The 23,503-nt window shown below is 41.8% G+C and carries 14 protein-coding genes, 1 tRNA gene and 3 rRNA genes; 12 read left to right on the top strand and 6 right to left on the bottom strand.

Annotation, left to right across the window (positions count from 1 at the left end):
• Positions 1 to 105 precede the first annotated feature (105 nt).
• The 4 genes from upp to ffh all read right to left on the bottom strand — a co-directional run bounded on the left by upp (position 106) and on the right by ffh (position 5,251).
• Positions 106 to 732, bottom strand: a complete 627-nt coding sequence (gene upp / locus INP93_RS09480) for a uracil phosphoribosyltransferase (protein ID WP_005695610.1) — start codon at positions 730 to 732, stop codon at positions 106 to 108.
• A gap of 121 nt (positions 733 to 853) precedes the next feature.
• The gene (locus INP93_RS09475; RefSeq protein WP_197544773.1) at positions 854 to 1,192 is read right to left on the bottom strand and encodes a PM0253 family protein; all 339 of its coding nucleotides are present in this window, start codon (positions 1,190 to 1,192) and stop codon (positions 854 to 856) included.
• A 183-nt stretch (positions 1,193 to 1,375) separates the two neighbouring features.
• Entirely contained in the window at positions 1,376 to 3,619 is a 2,244-nt protein-coding gene (locus tag INP93_RS09470) for a nitric-oxide reductase large subunit (RefSeq protein ID WP_197544772.1), read from the bottom strand.
• Positions 3,620 to 3,859: 240 nt separating this feature from the next.
• Positions 3,860 to 5,251 (bottom strand): signal recognition particle protein, encoded by a 1,392-nt coding sequence (gene ffh / locus INP93_RS09465; protein ID WP_197544771.1) that lies wholly within the window; start codon positions 5,249 to 5,251, stop codon positions 3,860 to 3,862.
• A 139-nt stretch (positions 5,252 to 5,390) separates the two neighbouring features.
• Here ffh and INP93_RS09460 point away from each other — a divergent pair, with 139 nt between their 5' ends.
• The 3 genes from INP93_RS09460 (at position 5,391) to selD (ending at position 8,622) form a co-directional block, all read left to right on the top strand.
• Positions 5,391 to 6,176: a cytochrome C assembly family protein gene (locus tag INP93_RS09460; RefSeq protein ID WP_197544770.1), complete on the top strand. Its 786-nt coding sequence runs from the start codon at positions 5,391 to 5,393 to the stop codon at positions 6,174 to 6,176.
• 78 nt (positions 6,177 to 6,254) lie between these two features.
• Complete coding sequence (locus INP93_RS09455) at positions 6,255 to 7,523, top strand: HlyC/CorC family transporter (RefSeq protein ID WP_049383316.1); 1,269 nt, start codon at positions 6,255 to 6,257, stop codon at positions 7,521 to 7,523.
• Between the two features lie 61 nt (positions 7,524 to 7,584).
• On the top strand, positions 7,585 to 8,622 hold the full coding sequence (selD, locus tag INP93_RS09450) for a selenide, water dikinase SelD (RefSeq protein WP_197544769.1): 1,038 nt from the start codon (positions 7,585 to 7,587) through the stop codon (positions 8,620 to 8,622).
• A 47-nt stretch (positions 8,623 to 8,669) separates the two neighbouring features.
• Here the strand turns inward: selD and INP93_RS09445 are convergent, their stop codons facing one another.
• Both INP93_RS09445 and gap read right to left on the bottom strand, forming a co-directional pair.
• Complete coding sequence (locus tag INP93_RS09445; protein ID WP_197544768.1) at positions 8,670 to 10,478, bottom strand: AMP-dependent synthetase/ligase; 1,809 nt, start codon at positions 10,476 to 10,478, stop codon at positions 8,670 to 8,672.
• Positions 10,479 to 10,705: 227 nt separating this feature from the next.
• On the bottom strand, positions 10,706 to 11,725 hold the full coding sequence (gap, locus tag INP93_RS09440; RefSeq protein WP_049363694.1) for a type I glyceraldehyde-3-phosphate dehydrogenase: 1,020 nt from the start codon (positions 11,723 to 11,725) through the stop codon (positions 10,706 to 10,708).
• A 218-nt stretch (positions 11,726 to 11,943) separates the two neighbouring features.
• Between gap and gmk the strand changes: the two genes are divergently transcribed.
• The 9 genes from gmk to rrf all read left to right on the top strand — a co-directional run bounded on the left by gmk (position 11,944) and on the right by rrf (position 23,380).
• Positions 11,944 to 12,570, top strand: a complete 627-nt coding sequence (gene gmk, locus INP93_RS09435) for a guanylate kinase (protein ID WP_197544767.1) — start codon at positions 11,944 to 11,946, stop codon at positions 12,568 to 12,570.
• A 59-nt stretch (positions 12,571 to 12,629) separates the two neighbouring features.
• Complete coding sequence (rpoZ, locus tag INP93_RS09430; protein ID WP_197544766.1) at positions 12,630 to 12,896, top strand: DNA-directed RNA polymerase subunit omega; 267 nt, start codon at positions 12,630 to 12,632, stop codon at positions 12,894 to 12,896.
• Positions 12,897 to 12,971: 75 nt separating this feature from the next.
• The gene (spoT, locus tag INP93_RS09425; RefSeq protein ID WP_197544765.1) at positions 12,972 to 15,092 is read left to right on the top strand and encodes a bifunctional GTP diphosphokinase/guanosine-3',5'-bis pyrophosphate 3'-pyrophosphohydrolase; all 2,121 of its coding nucleotides are present in this window, start codon (positions 12,972 to 12,974) and stop codon (positions 15,090 to 15,092) included.
• A complete protein-coding gene (gene recG, locus INP93_RS09420; RefSeq protein ID WP_197544764.1) occupies positions 15,092 to 17,173 on the top strand; it encodes an ATP-dependent DNA helicase RecG in 2,082 nt (693 codons plus the stop codon). Before spoT ends, recG begins: the two co-directional genes overlap by 1 nt.
• A 30-nt stretch (positions 17,174 to 17,203) precedes the next feature.
• A complete protein-coding gene (gene murI / locus INP93_RS09415) occupies positions 17,204 to 17,995 on the top strand; it encodes a glutamate racemase (RefSeq protein WP_197544763.1) in 792 nt (263 codons plus the stop codon).
• 318 nt (positions 17,996 to 18,313) lie between these two features.
• Positions 18,314 to 19,853 (top strand): 16S ribosomal RNA (locus INP93_RS09410).
• Positions 19,854 to 19,965: 112 nt separating this feature from the next.
• Positions 19,966 to 20,041: transfer RNA gene (locus INP93_RS09405), tRNA-Glu, on the top strand.
• 180 nt (positions 20,042 to 20,221) lie between these two features.
• Positions 20,222 to 23,119 (top strand): 23S ribosomal RNA (locus INP93_RS09400).
• A 145-nt stretch (positions 23,120 to 23,264) separates the two neighbouring features.
• Positions 23,265 to 23,380, top strand: a 5S ribosomal RNA gene (gene rrf / locus INP93_RS09395).
• The 16S, 23S and 5S rRNA genes sit together here with 1 tRNA gene alongside, the layout of an rRNA operon.
• Positions 23,381 to 23,503 lie beyond the last annotated feature (123 nt).

Below are 23,503 nucleotides of genomic sequence, written 5' to 3'. Positions count from 1 at the left end.
GGTTTGAATTAACTGAAAGTGCGGTCGGTTTTAATGCTTTTTTAGCTTTTGTGTTTTCACGCACGGAAAAAAGACGGCTATAAATGCCGTCTTATTAAAAGGGAATTATTTCGTCCCAAAAATCTTATCGCCCGCATCACCCAATCCAGGAATGATGTAGCCTTGTTCATTTAAGTGATCATCAATAGATGCGCAATAAAGTTCGATATCTGGATGCGCTTTTTCTAATGCTTTGATCCCTTCAGGTGCCGCGACTAATACTAATACTTTGATGTGTTGGCAACCTTTTGCTTTTAATAGATCAATTGTAGAGATCATTGAACCACCGGTTGCGAGCATTGGATCTACAACGATAGCTAAACGTTCTTCTAAGTCACTGGCTAGTTTTTGGAAATAAGGGACGGGTTCAAGGGTTTCTTCATTACGATAAATCCCAACTACACTGATACGAGCGCTTGGAACGTGTTCTAATACACCGTCCATCATACCAAGACCCGCACGTAAAATTGGTACAACAGTAACTTTTTTACCTTTGATACGTTCGATTTCAACAGGTCCGTTCCAACCTTCGATAATCACCTTTTCTGTTTCGAGATCGGCAGTGGCTTCATAGGTAAGTAAGCTACCCACTTCAGTGGCAAGCTCACGGAATTTTTTGGTATCAATATCAGCTTCGCGCATCACGCCTAATTTATGTTTAACAAGCGGATGTTTAACTTCAACAAGTTTCATCTTTTTTCTCCCTTTTAAAAAACAAATCGAAGAATTTTATATCAGAAATATTGAATTTCCTAGTGTTTTTATTATGACAGTTCGGTATAAAAACAAGGATAAAATTGACCGCACTTTGCTATTAAATACATCCACCACAGCTCCCACAGCGCCAATCTTCCTTATTCACCGCTTGATAGAATGCACGCATGGTTTCTTCTTCTAAAGGGATATTGTGCTCGATAAAAACATCAGAAAGCCAATCGATGTTTTCCACAATCCAATCATCTTCCATTAAGCCTTCTCGATAAAGTTCATCTTCGGGATCCATGAAATTATAAATATTATTTGTTCCCATATCTTTATCTCGGCGTTCAATTGGTAGTGCCACAGGTAAACCAAGATAAGTAATATCCCAATGACCTAGACATAGCGTATTGCCTTTTGATGACCAACTAGCGTTGAATGGATTGTCACTCATGTTGAAATGTTATAAAAAAAGTTGAAAAGTGTAGAAAGTATAGATCTAAAGACAAATTTAATCATACTTAAAAGAAGGTAAATGATTTGATAGAGATCAAAGTGCGGTCAGAAAATTTAATGGATTTTTCATAAATAAAAAGCGGCTAATTGCTTAGCCGCTTTTGTATGATTATTAATTTAATTATGCTGCTTTTTTCGGTTTAAAGAAAATCATCGTAAAGATTTGCCAGAAGAAAGCGAGTGCACCGAAGATGAAGACAACGTCGCCACCGAAACGAACCCAACGTAGGGTATCGAATAGAGGTTGTTGCATAAATTCTTCGCTACGTGCATACCATAAGCCTTCGGAGATACTTGCATATCCTTGAATAATACCGATTGGTAATAAGCTTGATACGATCATTAATACTAAACCGCCATTTAATAACCAGAAGCCCCATTTCATTAACTTATCGTTAAATGGTGTATTTGGACGTAAATAACGAGCAATTAAGAACACGAAACCTAACGCTAAGAAACCATATACACCGAATAATGCAGCGTGAGCATGAACGGCAGTCGTATTCAAGCCTTGGATATAGTAAAGCGAAATTGGTGGGTTGATTAAGAAACCAAATACGCCAGCGCCTAGCATATTCCAGAATGCTACTGCAACGAAGCAGTAAAGAGGCCATTTTAAGCGATCCATCCAAGGTGCTTTTTGTTTCATTGCCCAGTGTTCCCAAGCTTCATGGCCTAATAACACTAATGGAACTACTTCAAGTGCAGAGAATGATGCACCTACTGCGATAATTGGTGTGGTTGCACCTGCGAAGTATAAGTGGTGGAAAGTACCTGGGATACCACCGATTAAGAATAACGCCGCTTCAGTAATGGTTGCCACAGTTGCAGTACGACGTGAAACTAAACCTAAACTTACGAAGATGAATGAGAGTGCCGCTACAGAGAATACTTCGAAGAAGCCTTCTACCCATAGGTGAACTACCCACCAACGCCAGTATTCCATCACAGAAATGTGAGTGTGCTCGCCGTAGAATAATGCAGGACCATAGAATAAGCCGATTGCAATTACAGAGGCGAAGAATAATGCCAATAAGTTTTTATCACCCGGTTGTTTGAATGCATTCACTGTACCGCGAAGCATTAAGACTAACCAGAATAAGATGCCAGCGAATTTCACTGCTTGCCAGAAACGACCTAAGTCAATGAATTCATAACCTTGGTGACCGAACATGAAGCTCCATTCTTCAGGGAGAATATGCGCAATTGCTAAGTAGCTACCAGTGAATGAACCAACGACTAACACCACTAATGCCCAGTAGAGAACATCCACACCCAATTTTTGGAATTTCGGATCTTTACCACCATTAATGATTGGTGCAAGGAATAAACCACCCGCTAAGAATGCCATTGCAATCCAGAATAAGGCTGCTTGAATATGCCATGTACGCACTAATGAATACGGGAAGTATTGCGAAATATCAATACCATAGAATTCTTGACCTTCAACCGTGTAGTGTGCCACAACTGCACCTAATGTTACTTGCAATACGAAAAGAGCAAGTACAGTAAAGAGGTATTTACCTAACGAACGTTGAGAAGGGGTGAGTTGTAATTTTGTGAGCGGATCGAACTCAGGTGTAGGTGGTTCTTTTTCATCTTCACGTTTTTTGAATGACCAAATCCATACTACGAAACCAATACCTGCAATGAGGAATACCACACTCGCAATAGACCAAATCACGTTTTCTGGTGTTGGTACGTTATTAATTAACGGCTCATGTGGCCAGTTGTTGGTGTAACTCGCGTGAGTATTTGGACGTTCAGCAGATGCTGTCCACGCGGTCCAGAAGAAGAATTTAGCTAAGTCTTTACGAGCTTGTAAATCAGGAAGAGTATTATCCTTCATTGCAAAGTGTTCACGGGTCACTTTGGTTGCAGGATCATCACCGTATAAAGAGATGTAGTATTGTGCTGTTTTTTCCATTGCCGCTAAACGGGTGTTTGAAAGCACAACGGTACCGTTTTCAACTTTGCTACCACGATATTCTTTGGTTAGACGCGCTTTTAATAAGGTTTGTTGTTCATCATTTAAATCAGCGAAGTTTTTACCAAATTCTTGATTCGCTGTAATATCCAACCAGTTAGTTAATTCACGGTGAAGCCAATCTGCCGTCCAGTCTGGTGCTTGGTATGCACCGTGACCCCAAACAGAACCCACTTGCATACCACCAGTGGTTTGCCAAGCGGTTTGACCATGTAAAATATCATCGTGAGTAATCACTTTTTCACCTGATTCAGAAACATATTGTTGCGGAATCGGTGGTGCTTCACGATAAACTTCGAACCCATAGTAACCGAGGATGGAGAAGGCTCCAATCAATACGGCGACTAATAGGTACCAGAACTTTTTATACTGTCCCATTTTATCACTCCTAGATTATTAGAAAATATCACTTCCTGATGATTAAATGCTGTAGATAATCATCAGAACCTAGATTTTACGCCAAGTAAAATACTTGAGCAATTATATCGGCTATCGATTGATGAAAATATTACCTAAAACTGAGTAATTTAATCGGGTAATAGGAAATGCTGAATAAAAAGATAAAAAATACGGTCAAAAACCTATTGATTTTTGACCGCACTTTATTTGAAGAAGGAATTAACGTTTAAACATGCCGCCTAAACCACCAAGGCCACCTAAGCCGCCTCCGCCCATTAAGCCTTGCATGCCACGCATCATCTTCGCCATTCCGCCTTTACGCATTTTCTTCATCATATGTTGCATTTCGTCAAATTGTTTCAGCAACTTATTTACATCTTGAACTTGTGTACCAGAACCTAATGCAATACGACGACGGCGAGATCCTTTGATAATATCTGGATTGGCACGTTCTTTTAAGGTCATGGAATTAATGATGGCTTCCATTTTGATGAACATTTTGTCATCTACTTGATTTTTGACATGATCCGGTAAGTTTTTCGCACCCGGTAATTTTTCAAGCATCGACATCATGCCGCCCATTTTTTTCATCTCACGGAGCTGCTCGCGGAAATCGTCTAAGGTGAAATCATCACCTTTCTTGAATTTTTGCGCCATTTTTTCCGCTTTTTCGCGATCCACAGAACGTTCCAGATCTTCGATAAGGGAAAGCACATCACCCATGCCTAAAATACGGGATGCTACACGATCAGGATGGAATGGCTCGAGAGCTTCTGTTTTTTCGCCTACACCAAGGAATTTAATCGGTTTGCCTGTGATTTGACGGATAGATAAAGCCGCACCGCCACGCGCATCACCATCCACTTTGGTTAAGATAACCCCGGTAAGTGGCAAAGCTTCATTGAAGGCTTTTGCAGTATTTGCCGCATCTTGACCAGTCATCGCATCAACCGTGAAAAGCGTTTCAATTGGATTTAATGTCGCATGAACTTGCTTGATTTCATCCATCATCTCGCTATCAACGTGTAAGCGACCCGCGGTATCCACAATTAATACATCGTAAAATTTGAGTTTAGCCTCAGCAAGTGCCGCTTTTGCAATATCTACCGGTTTTTGTTTGACATCAGATGGGAAGAAATCCACGCCAACAGATTGTGCTAAGGTTTCAAGCTGTTTGATCGCTGCAGGACGATATACGTCGGCAGATACCACGAGCACTTTCTTTTTATGACGTTCGCGTAAGAATTTCGCTAATTTACCTACGCTGGTGGTTTTACCCGCACCTTGTAAACCCGCCATTAAAATAACTGCAGGTGGTTGTGTCGCCAGGTTTAAGCTTTCATTAGCTTCCCCCATTGCTTTTTCGAGTTCACGTTGAACAATTTTTAAGAACTCTTGGCCAGGTGTTAAGCTCTTATTGACTTCTTCGCCTAATGCGCTTTCTTTTACTTTGGCGATAAATTCACGTACGACAGGCAACGCAACGTCAGCTTCTAACAATGCCATACGCACTTCGCGTAGGGTTTCTTTAATATTATCTTCAGTTAAGCGACCTTTACCGCTAATGTTGCGTAGCGTTTTGGAAAGGCGATCCGATAAATTCTCAAACATTTTAAATCCTGTTTTTTCTTAAAAAATTGCCGTAATTATACCGAAATTTGGGCGTTTTTCATCATTTCAAATAAAATTATGGCGATCTAGAGAAAAGATCCGTTAAAATAAGAATAATTCCTAGTAAAGAGAACGCATTATGTGGTTTGCCCTTTTTTCGATTATTTTTTACATTCTTAGTCTATTGCTGATCGCCCCGTTTTTGATGAATTCATCAGAAGGGAAGTTGAGTCAAAGCAAAATTCCATTTTTTCTGACCGCACTTGCTGCAATTATTCTGCATGCAGTTAGCACTTTCCCTTTGTTAGAGGATTTGGCCTCAGGGCAGAGTTTTACGCTAATGGAAATCGCTTCCTTAATGAGTGTAATTATTGCTGCCTTAGCGACGCTTTCAATGTTTCTGGTTTCTACGATGTGGTTTGTTTTACCTATCGTGTATGCGTTTTCGATCATTAGCTTGATCTTTGCGACGTTCTTATCAAGCCATATCATTCAGATGCTTAATCAAAATACATTGATGCTGTTCCATATCGGCTTGTCGCTGTTTACCTATGCAGTTTGTTTTATCGCAACGCTTTATGTGATCCAATTGGTGTGGTTAGACCGTAATTTGAAAAAGCGTAAAATCCAATTTTCACCAGCAATTCCGCCATTAATGGCAGTTGAACGTCATTTCTTCTGTTTATTTGCGATGGGTGAAGCATTACTGACGCTCACTTTAATTTCAGGTACTTATCATGTATTACAAGCGGTAACCCTAGAAAATCTGCACAAAGCAATTTTCTCTTTCCTTGCTTGGATTAGTTTTGGTATTGCTTGTTTTGGTCATTGGCGACTAGGCTGGCGTGGAAAAAGGATGATTATTTACGCAATTTCAGGTATCATTCTGCTCACGATTGGCTATTTTGGTAGCCGTTTGATTTAATCTAAATCAAAGAACAGGTAAAAAGTGCGGTGAAAATAACCGCACTTTTTGTTGATTAACGAACAAAAGGATTTACCCTTGGACAGTATCCCCCTTAGTACTTTATTTATTACACTCATTATTTGTTTAGTTTTATCAGCCTATTTTTCCGGCTCAGAAACCGGATTACTCTCTCTCAATAAATATCGCCTTCGTTTTATGGCGGAACAAGGTAATAAAGGTGCGCAAAAAGCAGAAAAACTGCTTGAGAAGCCAGATACCTTGTTAAGTTTTATTCTGATCTTTAATAACCTTGTTAACATCAGTGCCTCAGCTATTGCAACCATGATTGGTATGCGTTTATATGGCGATGCGGGTGTGGCCATTGCAACAGGTTTATTAACCTTTGTGATGCTTGTTTTTTCTGAAATTTTCCCTAAAACCGTCGCGGCAATGCACCCTGAAAAGGTGGGATTATTTTCAAGTCATATCTTGGTCTTACTATTAAAAATATTTTATCCGTTAGTTTGGTTAATGAATCTTTTCACGAAGACATTAATGCGAATGGTGGGTTTAAAACCCGATATGCAAAAGCAAGTGATTAGCCGTGAAGAACTACGTAGTATCGTATCGGAAGCAGGAGAAGCCACACCGGATGAACAGCATCCACAAATGTTACTCTCTATTTTAGATATGGAAACGGTGACCGTCGACGATATCATGGTGCCACGTAATGAAATAGCAGGGATTGATATTGATGACGATTGGAAAGCGATTATGCGCCAGCTTAATCATGCACCACACAACCGAATTGTGTTGTATAAAGGCAGCCTTGATGAGCAAGTATTAGGAATTTTGCGTGTGCGTGAAGCGTTTCGTTTGTTATTAGAAAAAAATGAATTCACCAAAGAAACTTTACTACGTGCCGTCGATGAAGTGTACTTCATTCCAGAAGGGACACCACTGAAAACACAATTAGCGAATTTCCGTACGAAAAAAGAACGTATTGGTTTAGTGGTGGACGAATATGGTGACATTAAAGGATTAGTCACTCTTGAAGATATTTTAGAAGAAATTGTGGGTGATTTTACCACCACCACTGCGCCGACTATTGAACAAGAAGTCGTTCAGCAATCTGATGGTTCGATGATTATTGAAGGCTCGGCAAATCTTCGTGATTTGAATAAAATGTTTGGTTGGGAATTAGATACAGAGGATGCACGCACCTTTAATGGTTTGATTCTCGAACATCTTGAAGATATTCCTGATGAAGGAACTGTTTGTGAAATCAATGGCTTAAGAATTACCATTTTAGAAGTCAGCGATAATATGATCAAGCAAGCAAAAGTGGAGAAGTTGGCCTCCTAAATACGGCTTTTTCTAACCGCTCTTTTTTTAAGAAGTATGTTATTTTTACAAAGGATTGAATATGACGGATGAGATTCGTTTAACACAATACAGCCACGGCGCAGGTTGAGGCTGTAAAATTTCGCCTAAGGTGTTAGGGACAATTTTACAGACTAAACTCGAAAAATTTGCTGACCCCAATTTATTAGTGGGAAATGAAACAGCGGATGACGCTGCGGTTTATGATCTTGGTAATGGTACTGCAATTATCAGTACCACGGATTTTTTCATGCCTATTGTGGACGATCCTTTTGATTTTGGACGTATTGCGGCAACCAACGCCATTAGTGACATTTTCGCAATGGGCGGTAAGCCGATTATGGCAATTGCCATTTTAGGTTTCCCCATCAATAAATTGCCGGCAGAAGTGGCACAGAAAATAGTTGATGGTGGCCGTTTTGCTTGTTATCAAGCGGGGATTTCCCTCGCAGGAGGACACTCGATTGATGCGCCAGAACCTATTTTTGGTTTAGCCGTAACAGGCGTGATTGCTACCGATCGTGTAAAACGTAATGCTTCAGCAGAAGCGGGTTGTAAGCTTTATTTAACCAAACCATTAGGTATTGGTGTGCTGACTACCGCAGAGAAAAAAGGCAAGTTAAAACCAGAACATCAGGGCTTAGCAACGGCGGCAATGTGTCAAATGAACCTGATTGGTAGCCAATTTGCGGAAGTTGCTGGTGTAACCGCCATGACGGATGTCACTGGTTTTGGTTTATTAGGACACTTAGCTGAAATCTGTGAAGGCTCAAACCTTAATGCAGTTGTGCATTTTGATAAAATCAAATTATTAGATGGCGTAGCTGATTATATTGCTGAAGGTTGTGTACCAGGTGGAACCAACCGTAACTTTGAAAGCTATGGTCATAAAATCGGTCCTCTTACGGATTATCAAAAGGCGGTGCTTTGCGATCCTCAAACTTCTGGTGGCTTGTTGATTGCGGTTAAACCAGAAAGTGAAGCGGAAATCTTAGAGATTGCGAAAAAAGCCGGTATCGAGCTTAGCGAGGTTGGCGTATTGAAACCTCACCAAGAAGGTGTGCTGGTCGAAGTTGAATAAATCATTTTCGTTAAAATAAAAAGTGCGGTGAAATTCACCGCACTTTTTTATTCTTTATTTTCCTTGTTGTTGGAATACATCGAGTCAATAATATGACGATAGCGTTCCATAATCACTTTTCGGCGTAATTTTAGCGTAGGCGTGATTTCACCAAGTTTTACACTAAATGCTTGAGAGAGTAGCGTAAATTTCTTCACTTGCTCGAAGTGTGCCAGTTCTTTTTGAAGACTTTCGATACGTTGTTCAAACATCTTGATAATTTCAGAGTGTTTGAGTAATTCCATGCGATCTTGATACTTAATATTCAGTTTTTTCGCATATTCTTCTACGCTATCAAAACAAGGCACGATCAACGCTGAAACATATTTTTTTGCATCAGCAATAATCGCAATTTGTTCGATAAATTTATCTTTACCAATTTTCCCTTCAATATATTGTGGCGCAATGTATTTACCGTTAGAAGTTTTCATCAATTCTTTAATGCGGTCGGTAATAAATAAATTACCTTCAGCATCAAATTCACCGGCATCTCCCGTTTTCAAGAAACCATCTTCGGTGAAGGCTTGGGCCGTTTCTTCAGGCTTTTTATAGTAACCTTTCATTACCATACCGCCACGCACTAGAATCTCGTTATTTTCCCCAATTTTAACTTCGGCATTTGGCATTAATTTACCGATAGAATTCGGATTAAAATGATGGTCATCCCAGCAAGAAACGGTAGCCGTGGTTTCTGTCATGCCATAACCGAGTTTGATATTAATCCCAATGCTATGGAAGAAAAGACCAATGGTTGGTTCTAATTTTGCGCCACCACAAGGCATCATTTTGATACGTCCGCCTAACAATGAACGCAGTTTAGACAGCACCAGTTTATCGGCAAGCGCATAACGTTTTTGCAAGAAGAACGGGACTTTTTTATTTTGAGAGAGAAGATCAAAACGTTTTTGCCCCATTGCAATCGCCCAATGGAAAATCATCTGCCGAATAAAAGGGGCTTTTTGTACTTTATCAATCACAGCAGAATAAATTTTTTCATAGAAACGCGGTACTGCACACATAAAGGTTGGGCGCACTTCTGTTAATGTTTCACGTACTTGATTGGTATCTTCGAGATAACAAAGGATTGCTCCACGATGTAACACATAGGCAACCCAAGCTCGCTCAAAAATATGGCTAAATGGTAAAAAAGAAAGTGAAACCTCATCTTGATTAACATCTAATGCAATATCATGGGCTTCAAGTTGATGCGCCAAGTTATTGTAATCGAGCATTACGCCTTTCGGTTCACCTGTTGTGCCAGAGGTGTAGATGATCGTGAATAAATCATCCATCGTTTTATTTGCTAAGCGAGTTTCAAATTCAGCCTGAAATTCTGCTGTACCTAATTGAATTAAATCGTCCCAATGGCAGGAAAGGGTAGTTTCTGTTAGTTGAATTTGTTCTTTCATGGCCACTATTTTTTGTAATTGTGGACACTGATGTGCAATTTCTAACGCTTGAGCATATTGTTCTTGATCGCCAACAAATAGAATTTTGACATCGGCATGATTTAAAATAAATTCTGCCTGTTGTGCCGTATTGGTTGCATAAATTGGAACAGTGATAGCTCGGACTTGAAGCGCCGCAATATCTGCAATAGTCCAACGTGACATATTGTGTGCAAAAATTGCAATTTTATCTTGTACTTGAATATTGCAAGCAAGAAAAGCTAATGAAAGCTGATCAAGTTGCTGTTGGAATGAGTTCCACGAAATATCTTTCCACAAGCCATTAATTTTATGGCGAAGTGCGGTTGCATTTTGACGAGTTTTTGCCTGCTGGCGAATTCGATTGACGAAATGACGTTCTAAATTCATATAAGCCTTATTTGAGCGAACAACTGTACGCTAATATAAACGAAATAAATTTAAAATCTAGTAAAATGTTATTATTTTGTGAATATAGAATAAATAATAGACATATTATTTTTCTATTTTTATATTGAAATGATCAATAAAGAATATATAAAGTATTGAGAAAATTTAAATTGATTAGAAATAAAAAACCGCTCTAAAAAGAGCGGTTAATTTTTTAGCTATTTTGATTAGCCTTTATAGTTGTATACGTGTGCAACTAAGTCTAATACTTTGTTTGAGTAGCCAGTTTCGTTATCGTACCAAGATACTAATTTAACGAAAGAGTCAGTTAATGCGATACCTGCATCAGCATCAAATACAGAAGTTAAAGCACAACCGTTGAAGTCTGTAGAAACTACTGCATCTTCAGTGTAACCTAAAACACCTTTTAATTCGCCGTTGAAAGTTTTACCTTCAGCTGCATCTTTGATTGCTTGTTTGATTTGTTCGTAAGTTGCTGGTTTTTCTAAGTTTACAGTTAAGTCAACTACAGAAACGTTTGGAGTAGGAACACGGAACGCCATACCAGTTAATTTACCGTTTAATGCTGGTAATACTTTACCCACAGCTTTCGCAGCACCGGTAGATGAAGGGATGATGTTTTGTGATGCACCACGACCACCGCGCCAGTCTTTAGCTGATGGACCATCAACAGTTTTTTGAGTCGCTGTTGTTGCGTGAACAGTAGTCATTAAACCATCTTTGATACCAAAAGTTTCGTGAACAACACGTGCTAAAGGTGCTAAACAGTTTGTAGTACAAGAAGCGTTAGACACGATGTCTTGACCTGCATATGCACCGAAGTTTACACCACGTACGAACATTGGTGTGCTATCTTTAGAAGGACCAGTTAATACGACTTTTTTCGCACCAGCAGTGATGTGTTTGCGTGCTGTTTCATCAGTTAAGAATAAACCTGTTGCTTCAACTGCAACATCAACGCCGATCGCACCCCAGTTAAGGTTTGCAGGATCACGTTCAGAAGTAACACGGATAGTTTTACCGTTTACGACTAAGTTACCGTCTTTAACTTCAACAGTACCGTCAAAACGACCGTGAGTTGAATCGTATTTCAACATGTAAGCCATGTATTCAACGTCGATTAAGTCGTTGATACCTACAACTTCGATGTCATCGCGATGTTGTGCTGCACGGAATACGATACGACCGATACGGCCGAAACCGTTGATACCAATTTTAATAGCCATAAGATTTTCACCTTCTATTTTTTAAGTTAAACAAAATCGTTGCTCTAACGAGTTCCCGCCGATTATAGCATGGGCATTTTGATAAAAAAAAGGGTATATACCACTTTTTTGTGATCTCGATCACTTTTTAATAATTTGGTAAAACAAATGAAAATTTGACCGCACTTTTCATTTTCTTTTTGTATAATAAAAACAAACAACAAGAAGAGGTTTCAATTATGTCTCAAGGTAATTTATATATTCTTTCTGCACCAAGTGGGGCGGGCAAGTCATCATTAATTTCGGCGTTATTAGAAAAAAATCAAGGCACGAAAAAAATGGTGTCTATTTCACACACAACGCGTTCTCCTCGTCCAGGCGAAAGTCATGGTGTGCATTATTATTTTGTTTCAGTAGAAGAATTTGAAACCTTAATTGAAAAAGGCCACTTCTTAGAATATGCAAAAGTGTTTGGTGGTAATTATTACGGCACTTCATTGCCAGCAATTGAAGAAAACTTGGCTAAGGGCATTGATGTGTTTTTAGATATTGATTGGCAAGGTGCACAGCAAATTCGTCAGAAAGTACCTTCTGTAAAAAGTATTTTTATTTTGCCTCCCTCATTGCCTGAATTAGAACGTCGCTTGATTGGACGTGGACAGGATAGTAAAGAAGTCATTGCTGAGCGAATGTCAAAAGCAATCAGCGAAATTTCCCATTATAATGAATATGATTACGTTATTGTGAATGATAATTTTGAGCAGGCATTGGCAGATTTGCAAAGTATTTTACAGGCAGAGCGCTTGACCAAAGCTTATCAACAAACAGAAAATGCAGACTTAATTCACCAGCTACTAGCAAAATAACCTTGAATTGAGTACAATATTTCCCCTTACAGACATTATTTTTAACATCGGAGTAAAACATGGCTCGAGTGACTGTGCAAGATGCAGTAGAAAAAATTGGTAACCGTTTTGATTTAATTTTAACCGCCGCTCGTCGTGCGAGACAATTAGAGTTACATCAAAGTGAGCCGTTAGTGCCGGAAGAGAACGATAAGCCAACTGTCATTGCATTACGTGAAATCGAAAAAGGGTTAATCAACCAAGAAATCATGGATGCAAAAGAGTATTTAGATGCGGCGGCTTCTCAACGTAATGAAGAAGTGGCAGTAGCGTTAATCACAGAATAATCTTATTAAAGTGCGGTCAAAATTAAAGCTATTTTGATCGCCTAGTCTTTCTCTCTACAAAAAGTCAGGTGTCCTTTGGAATTGTTTGCCAATTTAGATCGAATTATTCAGGGGTATTTGCCCGCCGATAAAATTGAATTAATCAAACGTGCATTCGTTATTGCGCGAGATGCTCACGAAGGACAATTTCGCTCAAGTGGCGAACCTTACATTACGCACCCAGTTGCAGTGGCTTCAATCATTGCGGAAATGCATTTAGACCATGAAGCTGTCATGGCTGCATTATTGCATGATGTTATCGAAGATACCCCTTATACCGAATCCCAATTAAAAGATGAGTTTGGCGCTAGCGTAGCCGAAATTGTAGATGGCGTATCTAAACTGGATAAATTGAAATTCCGTACCCGCCAAGAAGCACAGGTTGAAAACTTCCGGAAAATGATTTTAGCGATGACTCGAGATATTCGTGTCGTCTTAATCAAACTGGCTGACCGTACCCATAATATGCGAACACTGGGCTCATTACGTCCAGATAAGCGTCGTCGCATTGCAAAAGAAACCCTAGAGATTTACTGTCCATTAGCCCATCGTTTAGGCATTGAGCATATCAAAAATGAATTAGAAGATTTATCTTTTGAAGCCATGCATCCTCGCCGTTATGAAGTGCTTAAAAAATTCGTCGAACAGGCACGTGGTTCTCGTCAGGAGTTGATCCAACGTATTTCTAATGATATCTCACAACGTCTTGAAAATGCGGGTATTCCAAGTCGTATTTGGGGGCGAGAAAAACATCTCTATAAAATCTATCAAAAAATGCGCACGAAAGATCAGAAATTCCATTCCATTATGGATATTTATGCTTTCCGCGTTATTGTGAATTCGGTTGATGATTGCTATCGTGGATTGGGGCAAATGCATAGTTTGTATAAGCCTCGCCCAGGTAAAGTGAAAGATTATATTGCTGTGCCACGCGCAAATGGCTACCAAGCGCTACAAACCTCAATGATTGGCCCTCATGGTGTACCTGTGGAAGTTCACTTGCAAACTGAAGAGATGGAACAGGTTGCTGAAATGGGAATTACCGCCCATTGGGTGTATAAAGAAGGTGGTAAAAACGATAGCACCACAGCTCAAGTACGCGCACAACGTTGGTTGCAAAGCTTGGTGGATATTCAACAAAACGTGGGTAACTCCTTTGAGTTTATTGAAAATGTAAAATCCGAGTTTTTCCCGAAAGAAATCTATGTCTTTACGCCAAAAGGTCGTATTGTTGAATTACCAATGGGTGCAACCGCTGTTGATTTTGCTTATGCAGTGCATTCTGATGTGGGAAATCACTGTGTTGCGGCAGTAGTAGAGCATAAACCTTATCCATTATCACAAGCTTTAGAATCTGGTCAAACCGTTGAGATTGTAACCAGTGAAAATACTCATCCAAGCGTTAGCTGGTTAAACTTTGTAGTGACCGCTCGCGCGAGAACTCGTATTCGTCATTTCTTAAAATTATTACGTGCAGATGATGCCGTTCAAACTGGTAAAAAACAATTGGAAATGGCATTGAAACCACATTATCTCTCTGAAGTTTCTGAAGAGAAAATCCAAGCAGTATTGAATGAATTGAATCTCTCAAGCCTCAATGAGCTTTTTGTAGAAATTGGTGTCGGCAATCAAATGTCGAGCGTTATTGCCCATCAATTAATGGATGAAGCCATTGAAATTGATGTGGATGGTGTGCCTGAAAATACACAAAGTACACTAACATTAAGCCGAGATGGCGAAATGAAAGCATCTTTTGCTCAATGTTGTCATCCAATTCCGGGTGATCCGATCGTGGCATTAAGCTCTGCGAAAAAAGGCGTAGTAGTGCATCATCAAGCTTGTTCTAATTTAGTATCAAGCAATACGAAGGATTTCACCGCTGCAAAATGGGAAGAGTCTGAAAGTGCGGTCAATTTTGATGCTGAATTACACATTGAAATGCTTAATGAGCAAAATGCATTAGGTAGCCTTATGACAGCCGTCACGACTTGTGAAAGTAATATTCAAAGTATTTGGACAGAAGAGTTAGAGAATAATGTGCTATTAGTCATTATCCAAGTTGGCGCAAGAGATATCTATCATTTGGAAAACATTATGCGAAAAATCAAACAAATTACCAGTGTGATTCGTTTGAAGCGCAATATTAATGAAGCATAATGAGCACGCAACTTCTCGATGCCGTTCCTCTAACTACTTTATCTGGTGTAGGCGCGGCAATCTCCGATAAATTAAGCCGTATTGGAATTCATAATCTCCAAGACTTGCTTTTTCATTTACCTATCCGTTATGAAGATCGCACGAGAATTACACCTATTACCGATCTTCGTCCTGAACAATATGCCACCATTGAAGGAATTGTCCAAACTTGTGAAGTTGCCTTTGGGCGCCGTCCTATTTTAACCGTAAGTCTTTCTGATGGAACGAGCAAGATTATGCTCCGTTTCTTCAATTTTAATGCGGGAATGAAAAACAGTTTTCAGATTGGTACGCGCGTCAAAGCGTTTGGCGAAATTAAACGTGGGCGTTTTATGGCGGAAATACATCATCCTGAGTATCAAATCATTCGGGATAATGCGCCATTGGTTTTAGAAGAAACGCTCACGCCTATTTATTCCACAACGGAAGGTTTAAAACAAAATTCATTACGTAAGCTAACCGATCAAGCATTGGCTTTACTCGATAAAATCCAATTAACAGAAATTTTACCTAATGAATTTAATCCGCATCCTTTTAGCTTAAAGGATGCTATTCGATTTTTGCATCGTCCGCCACCAGATATATCATTAGATATTTTGGAAAAAGGACAACATCCCGCACAGCAACGACTTATCTTTGAAGAGCTTCTTGCGCATAATCTTGCGATGCAAAAAGTGCGGTTGGGTACGCAGCAGTTTTTAGCGTTGCCATTGCATTATCAAACTGATTTGAAGCAACGTTTTCTTGCATCTTTGCCTTTTCAACCAACGAATGCCCAAAATAGAGTCGTGGCGGATATTGAACAGGATTTAGCAAAAGACTATCCGATGATGCGGCTTGTTCAGGGCGATGTAGGTTCGGGAAAAACTTTGGTAGCAGCCTTAGCCGCCTTATTAGCGATTGATAATGGCAAACAAGTGGCTTTAATGGCACCAACCGAAATTTTAGCAGAACAGCATGCGAATAATTTCCGCCGTTGGTTAGAGCCTTTCGGTATTGAAGTTGGCTGGTTAGCGGGTAAGGTGAAAGGGAAAGCTCGCCAAGCTGAATTGGAAAAAATTAAGTCTGGTGCGGTACAAATGGTGGTAGGCACGCATGCTTTATTCCAAGAAGAAGTAGAATTTGCCGACTTAGCCTTGGTTATTATTGATGAACAACATCGTTTTGGTGTGCATCAGCGTTTAATGTTGCGAGAAAAAGGCGAAAAAGCAGGATTTTATCCCCATCAACTGATTATGACAGCAACCCCAATTCCGAGAACGCTAGCGATGACGGTTTATGCTGATCTTGATACGTCGATTATTGATGAATTACCTCCAGGCAGAACACCGATTACGACAGTTGTTATTTCTGAAGAACGCCGTGATGAAATCGTTGCTCGAGTCAAAAATGCCTGTATTAATGAAAAACGCCAGGCTTATTGGGTTTGCACGTTGATTGATGAGTCTGAAGTATTAGAAGCGCAAGCAGCTGAGGCCATTTGGGAAGATTTAACGAAAGCGCTGCCGATGCTTAAAATAGGCCTTGTACATGGGCGAATGAAACCGCAAGAAAAACAAGATATTATGGCTGCGTTTAAAAATGCAGAACTTGATTTGCTTGTGGCTACAACTGTGATAGAAGTGGGCGTGGATGTGCCAAATGCCAGTCTAATGATCATTGAAAATGCTGAGCGTTTGGGCTTATCACAACTTCATCAGTTACGTGGACGAGTAGGGCGTGGCAGTACGGCTTCTTTTTGTGTCTTAATGTATAAACCGCCGTTGGGTAAAGTGTCGCAAAAACGTTTACAAGTATTGCGTGATAGCCAAGATGGGTTTGTGATTTCAGAGAAAGATTTAGAAATTCGCGGCCCGGGTGAGGTATTGGGCACTAAGCAGACAGGGATCGCCGAATTTAAGGTGGCGAATTTAATGCGCGATCGTAAAATGATTCCAACCGTTCAACATTATGCTAAAGCATTAATAGTGAAATATCCTGATGTGGCAGAAAGTTTAATCCGCCGTTGGCTAAATAATCGAGAAATTTATTCGAATGCCTAAAGTGCGGTTATTTTTGAAAGAGTTTTATAAATGAATAAATCAACGGTACTTTTCTTTGATTCTGGAATGGGGGGCTTGAGTGTTTATCGGGAAGCGAAAAAGCTCATGCCAGATAACCATTATTTGTATTGCTTTGACAATGCAGGCTTTCCTTATTCAGAAAAATCAGAAGAAACAATTATTCAGCGAACATTGGATATTTGTAAAAAAATTAATCAGGATTATCCACTTGATGCCATTGTGATTGCTTGCAATACCGCGAGTACGGTGGTGCTACCGCCTTTGCGTGAACAATTTTCTATTCCGATAGTGGGAACTGTACCCGCCATCAAGCCAGCGGCAGAAATCTCACAAACGAAACATATTGGTCTATTGGCAACAAAGGGCACGGTTAAACGCCCTTATGTTAATGATCTTATTCATCAGTTTGCCGCTCATTGTGTCGTTGAACGATTAGGCTCAACTAAACTGGTTGAAATCGCAGAGCATAAAATCCAAGGGAAATCGGTCGATTTGATTGCATTGAAAAATGAATTAACTCCTTGGGCCTCAATAGAGAATTTAGATACGATTTGTTTAGGCTGTACCCATTTCCCTTTAATTAAAGATGAAATTCAAATTTGCTTACCTCAAGTGAAGAATTTTATGGACCCTGGATTCGCTATTGCCAGACGCTTGCAGTATTTACTTGATAAATTAGAAGTGCGGTCAAAATCTGAGGTGAAAAATCAGGTCTTTTGTACGCAAGATGTAGAGAATAAACACCAATTAGAACAAGCGTTGGCTCTCTGGGGATTTGATGGAATTACCGTTTTAAAATGATTTTTTCTCGTCATGTTGGTGCGTTTGTAAGCAAACAGCAAAAAATTTACATTTTTTTACAAAAAGATCTTGCAAAGGCATCTGAAATGCCTATAATACGCCCCACACAACGACGCGCTGTTGTGAATCTTAAGAAAAACCGGTGCGTCGTTCTTTTTTGCTCTTTAACAATATATCAGACAATCTGTGTGGGCACTTGTTGATTGACTTGTTTTAAAAATATTTTTTAATTTTGAAGTCTTAATAGGTGCTAACTAGAAATTCATATACTTTTTAAGTAGTGACATTTTATGTCAGCAGTATTGAGCGATTGAACTTGAATTGAAGAGTTTGATCATGGCTCAGATTGAACGCTGGCGGCAGGCTTAACACATGCAAGTCGAACGGTAACATAAAGAAGCTTGCTTCTTTGATGACGAGTGGCGGACGGGTGAGTAATGCTTGGGAATCTAGCTTATGGAGGGGGATAACTACGGGAAACTGTAGCTAATACCGCGTAGTATCGAGAGATGAAAGTGTGGGACCTTCGGGCCACATGCCATAGGATGAGCCCAAGTGGGATTAGGTAGTTGGTGAGGTAAAGGCTCACCAAGCCGACGATCTCTAGCTGGTCTGAGAGGATGACCAGCCACACTGGGACTGAGACACGGCCCAGACTCCTACGGGAGGCAGCAGTGGGGAATATTGCGCAATGGGGGCAACCCTGACGCAGCCATGCCGCGTGAATGAAGAAGGCCTTCGGGTTGTAAAGTTCTTTCGGTAGCGAGGAAGGCATTTAGTTTAATAGACTAGGTGATTGACGTTAACTACAGAAGAAGCACCGGCTAACTCCGTGCCAGCAGCCGCGGTAATACGGAGGGTGCGAGCGTTAATCGGAATAACTGGGCGTAAAGGGCACGCAGGCGGTGACTTAAGTGAGGTGTGAAAGCCCCGGGCTTAACCTGGGAATTGCATTTCATACTGGGTCGCTAGAGTACTTTAGGGAGGGGTAGAATTCCACGTGTAGCGGTGAAATGCGTAGAGATGTGGAGGAATACCGAAGGCGAAGGCAGCCCCTTGGGAATGTACTGACGCTCATGTGCGAAAGCGTGGGGAGCAAACAGGATTAGATACCCTGGTAGTCCACGCTGTAAACGATGTCGATTTGGGGGTTGAGCTTTGAGCTTGGCGCCCGTAGCTAACGTGATAAATCGACCGCCTGGGGAGTACGGCCGCAAGGTTAAAACTCAAATGAATTGACGGGGGCCCGCACAAGCGGTGGAGCATGTGGTTTAATTCGATGCAACGCGAAGAACCTTACCTACTCTTGACATCCAGAGAACTTTCCAGAGATGGATTGGTGCCTTCGGGAACTCTGAGACAGGTGCTGCATGGCTGTCGTCAGCTCGTGTTGTGAAATGTTGGGTTAAGTCCCGCAACGAGCGCAACCCTTATCCTTTGTTGCCAGCGATTAGGTCGGGAACTCAAAGGAGACTGCCGGTGATAAACCGGAGGAAGGTGGGGATGACGTCAAGTCATCATGGCCCTTACGAGTAGGGCTACACACGTGCTACAATGGCGTATACAGAGGGAAGCGAGAGTGCGAGCTGGAGCGAATCTCACAAAGTACGTCTAAGTCCGGATTGGAGTCTGCAACTCGACTCCATGAAGTCGGAATCGCTAGTAATCGCAAATCAGAATGTTGCGGTGAATACGTTCCCGGGCCTTGTACACACCGCCCGTCACACCATGGGAGTGGGTTGTACCAGAAGTAGATAGCTTAACCTTTTGGAGGGCGTTTACCACGGTATGATTCATGACTGGGGTGAAGTCGTAACAAGGTAACCGTAGGGGAACCTGCGGTTGGATCACCTCCTTACCAAAAACGAGAGACAATAAGTGTCCACACAGATTGATTGATATATTGTAGAAAATGAATGAAGAGAGAAAAGTGCGTAAGCAAAGTGTAAGATAGAGTATCTTTATTTGTTGTCCCCATCGTCTAGAGGCCTAGGACATCGCCCTTTCACGGCGGTAACCGGGGTTCGAATCCCCGTGGGGACGCCAAATAAAGATAACTTTATTATCTTCTGTTCTTTAACAACCAGGAAACAAGCTGAAAAACTGAAGAGACTTTCAAGTCCTTTAAGGATAAGAAAAAGTCTGAGTAAGAAGAAAATCTTGATTGAACAAAAGCAATCAAGTGTTTAGTTGAAAACACAACATCGAGAATTTTTGAGGTTGTATAGTTAAGTGACTAAGCGTACAAGGTGGATGCCTTGGCAATCAGAGGCGAGGAAGGACGTGCTAATCTGCGAAAAGCTTGGATGAGTCGATAAGAGGCGTTTAATCCAAGATGTCCGAATGGGGAAACCCAGTAGATGAAGAATCTACTATCACTTACTGAATCCATAGGTAAGTGAGGCAAACCGGGAGAACTGAAACATCTAAGTACCCCGAGGAAAAGAAATCAACCGAGATTTCGTTAGTAGCGGCGAGCGAACGCGAAGGAGCCTGTTAGTGATAATGACAGAGACAGAGGAACAAGCTGGGAAGCTTGGCGATACAGGGTGATAGCCCCGTACTCGAAGTCCAGGTCATGGTACTAAGCTAACGACAAGTAGGGCGGGACACGTGATATCCTGTTTGAAGATGGGGGGACCATCCTCCAAGGCTAAATACTCCTGATTGACCGATAGTGAACCAGTACTGTGAAGGAAAGGCGAAAAGAACCCCGGTGAGGGGAGTGAAATAGAACCTGAAACCTTGTACGTACAAGCAGTGGGAGCCCTTTTGGGGTGACTGCGTACCTTTTGTATAATGGGTCAGCGACTTATATTTTGTAGCGAGGTTAACCGAATAGGGGAGCCGAAGGGAAACCGAGTCTTAACTGGGCGTCTAGTTGCAAGGTATAGACCCGAAACCCGGTGATCTAGCCATGGGCAGGTTGAAGGTTGGGTAACACTAACTGGAGGACCGAACCGACTAATGTTGAAAAATTAGCGGATGACTTGTGGCTGGGGGTGAAAGGCCAATCAAACCGGGAGATAGCTGGTTCTCCCCGAAATCTATTTAGGTAGAGCCTTGAGCGGACACCTTCGGGGGTAGAGCACTGTTTCGGCTAGGGGTCCATCCCGGATTACCAACCCGATGCAAACTACGAATACCGAAGAGTGATACTCAGGAGACACACGGCGGGTGCTAACGTCCGTCGTGGAGAGGGAAACAACCCAGACCGCCAGCTAAGGTCCCAAAGTCTATATTAAGTGGGAAACGAAGTGGGAAGGCTTAGACAGCTAGGATGTTGGCTTAGAAGCAGCCATCATTTAAAGAAAGCGTAATAGCTCACTAGTCGAGTCGGCCTGCGCGGAAGATGTAACGGGGCTCAAATATAGCACCGAAGCTGCGGCATCAGTAGCAATACTGTTGGGTAGGGGAGCGTTCTGTAAGCGGATGAAGGTGAATCGAGAGGTTTGCTGGACGTATCAGAAGTGCGAATGCTGACATAAGTAACGATAAAACGGGTGAAAAACCCGTTCGCCGGAAGACCAAGGGTTCCTGTCCAACGTTAATCGGGGCAGGGTGAGTCGGCCCCTAAGGCGAGGCTGAAAAGCGTAGTCGATGGGAAACGGGTTAATATTCCCGTACTTGGATAAACTGCGATGTGGGGACGGAGCAGGTTAGGTTATCGCACTGTTGGATATGTGCGTTTAAGTTGGTAGGTGAGAAGTTTAGGCAAATCCGGACTTCTTTAACACCGAGAGATGATGACGAGGCTCTACGGAGCTGAAGTAACCGATACCACACTTCCAGGAAAAGCCACTAAGCTTCAGGTTTATCTAAACCGTACTGAAAACCGACACAGGTGGTCAGGTAGAGAATACTCAGGCGCTTGAGAGAACTCGGGTGAAGGAACTAGGCAAAATAGCACCGTAACTTCGGGAGAAGGTGCGCCGGCGTAGATTGTAGTCCCTAGCGGGCGAAGGTTGAACCGGTCGAAGATACCAGCTGGCTGCAACTGTTTATTAAAAACACAGCACTCTGCAAACACGAAAGTGGACGTATAGGGTGTGATGCCTGCCCGGTGCTGGAAGGTTAATTGATGGTGTAATCGAAAGAGAAGCTCCTGATCGAAGCCCCAGTAAACGGCGGCCGTAACTATAACGGTCCTAAGGTAGCGAAATTCCTTGTCGGGTAAGTTCCGACCTGCACGAATGGCATAATGATGGCCAGGCTGTCTCCACCCGAGACTCAGTGAAATTGAAATCGCCGTGAAGATGCGGTGTACCCGCGGCTAGACGGAAAGACCCCGTGAACCTTTACTATAGCTTGACACTGAACATTGAATTTTGATGTGTAGGATAGGTGGGAGACTTAGAAGTAGTCACGCCAGTGATTATGGAGTCGTCCTTGAAATACCACCCTTTAACGTTTGATGTTCTAACGAAGATTACGAAACGTGGTCTCGGACAGTGTCTGGTGGGTAGTTTGACTGGGGCGGTCTCCTCCCAAAGAGTAACGGAGGAGCACGAAGGTTTGCTAATGACGGTCGGACATCGTCAGGTTAGTGCAATGGTATAAGCAAGCTTAACTGCGAGACAGACAAGTCGAGCAGGTACGAAAGTAGGTCATAGTGATCCGGTGGTTCTGAATGGAAGGGCCATCGCTCAACGGATAAAAGGTACTCCGGGGATAACAGGCTGATACCGCCCAAGAGTTCATATCGACGGCGGTGTTTGGCACCTCGATGTCGGCTCATCACATCCTGGGGCTGAAGTAGGTCCCAAGGGTATGGCTGTTCGCCATTTAAAGTGGTACGCGAGCTGGGTTTAGAACGTCGTGAGACAGTTCGGTCCCTATCTGCCGTGGGCGTTGGAGAATTGATTGGGGCTGCTCCTAGTACGAGAGGACCGGAGTGGACGCACCACTGGTGTTCCGGTTGTGTCGCCAGACGCATTGCCGGGTAGCTAAGTGCGGAAGAGATAAGTGCTGAAAGCATCTAAGCACGAAACTTGCCAAGAGATGAGTTCTCCCTGTTTTTAAGACAGTAAGGGTTGTTTAAGACTAAGACGTAGATAGGTCTGGTGTGTAAGCGGTGCGAGCCGTTGAGCTAACAGATACTAATTGCCCGAGAGGCTTAACTATACAACGCTCAAGGGTTTTTGAGGTTGTAAGACTAAAATAAAAAGACTCAGAGACGAAGAGAAAGTTTTGAAGTGAATCAGCTTGTTTGGTTGTGAGCACTAGAGATAGTGAGAGCAGAGTAGAGAAAAGTTATTAAAGGAATAATCCTGGCGGCGATAGAGCGGTGGTCCCACCTGACCCCATACCGAACTCAGAAGTGAAACGCCGATGCGCCGATGGTAGTGTGGGGCTTCCCCATGTGAGAGTAGGACACCGCCAGGTACTGAATGTGAACCCCGAGCTGAATGGCTTGGGGTTTTTGTTTATGGAGTTTTGTTAAAGATTACTTTGACAATATAAGTGCGGTAGAAAGTTAGGCTGTTTTTACGTAGAGAATATATGAAA

Source organism: Haemophilus parainfluenzae (assembly GCF_014931415.1).
In the GTDB taxonomy this organism is placed as follows: Bacteria; Pseudomonadota; Gammaproteobacteria; order Enterobacterales; family Pasteurellaceae; genus Haemophilus_D; species Haemophilus_D parainfluenzae_AF.
This window is presented reverse-complemented; position numbering and strand designations above follow the sequence as displayed.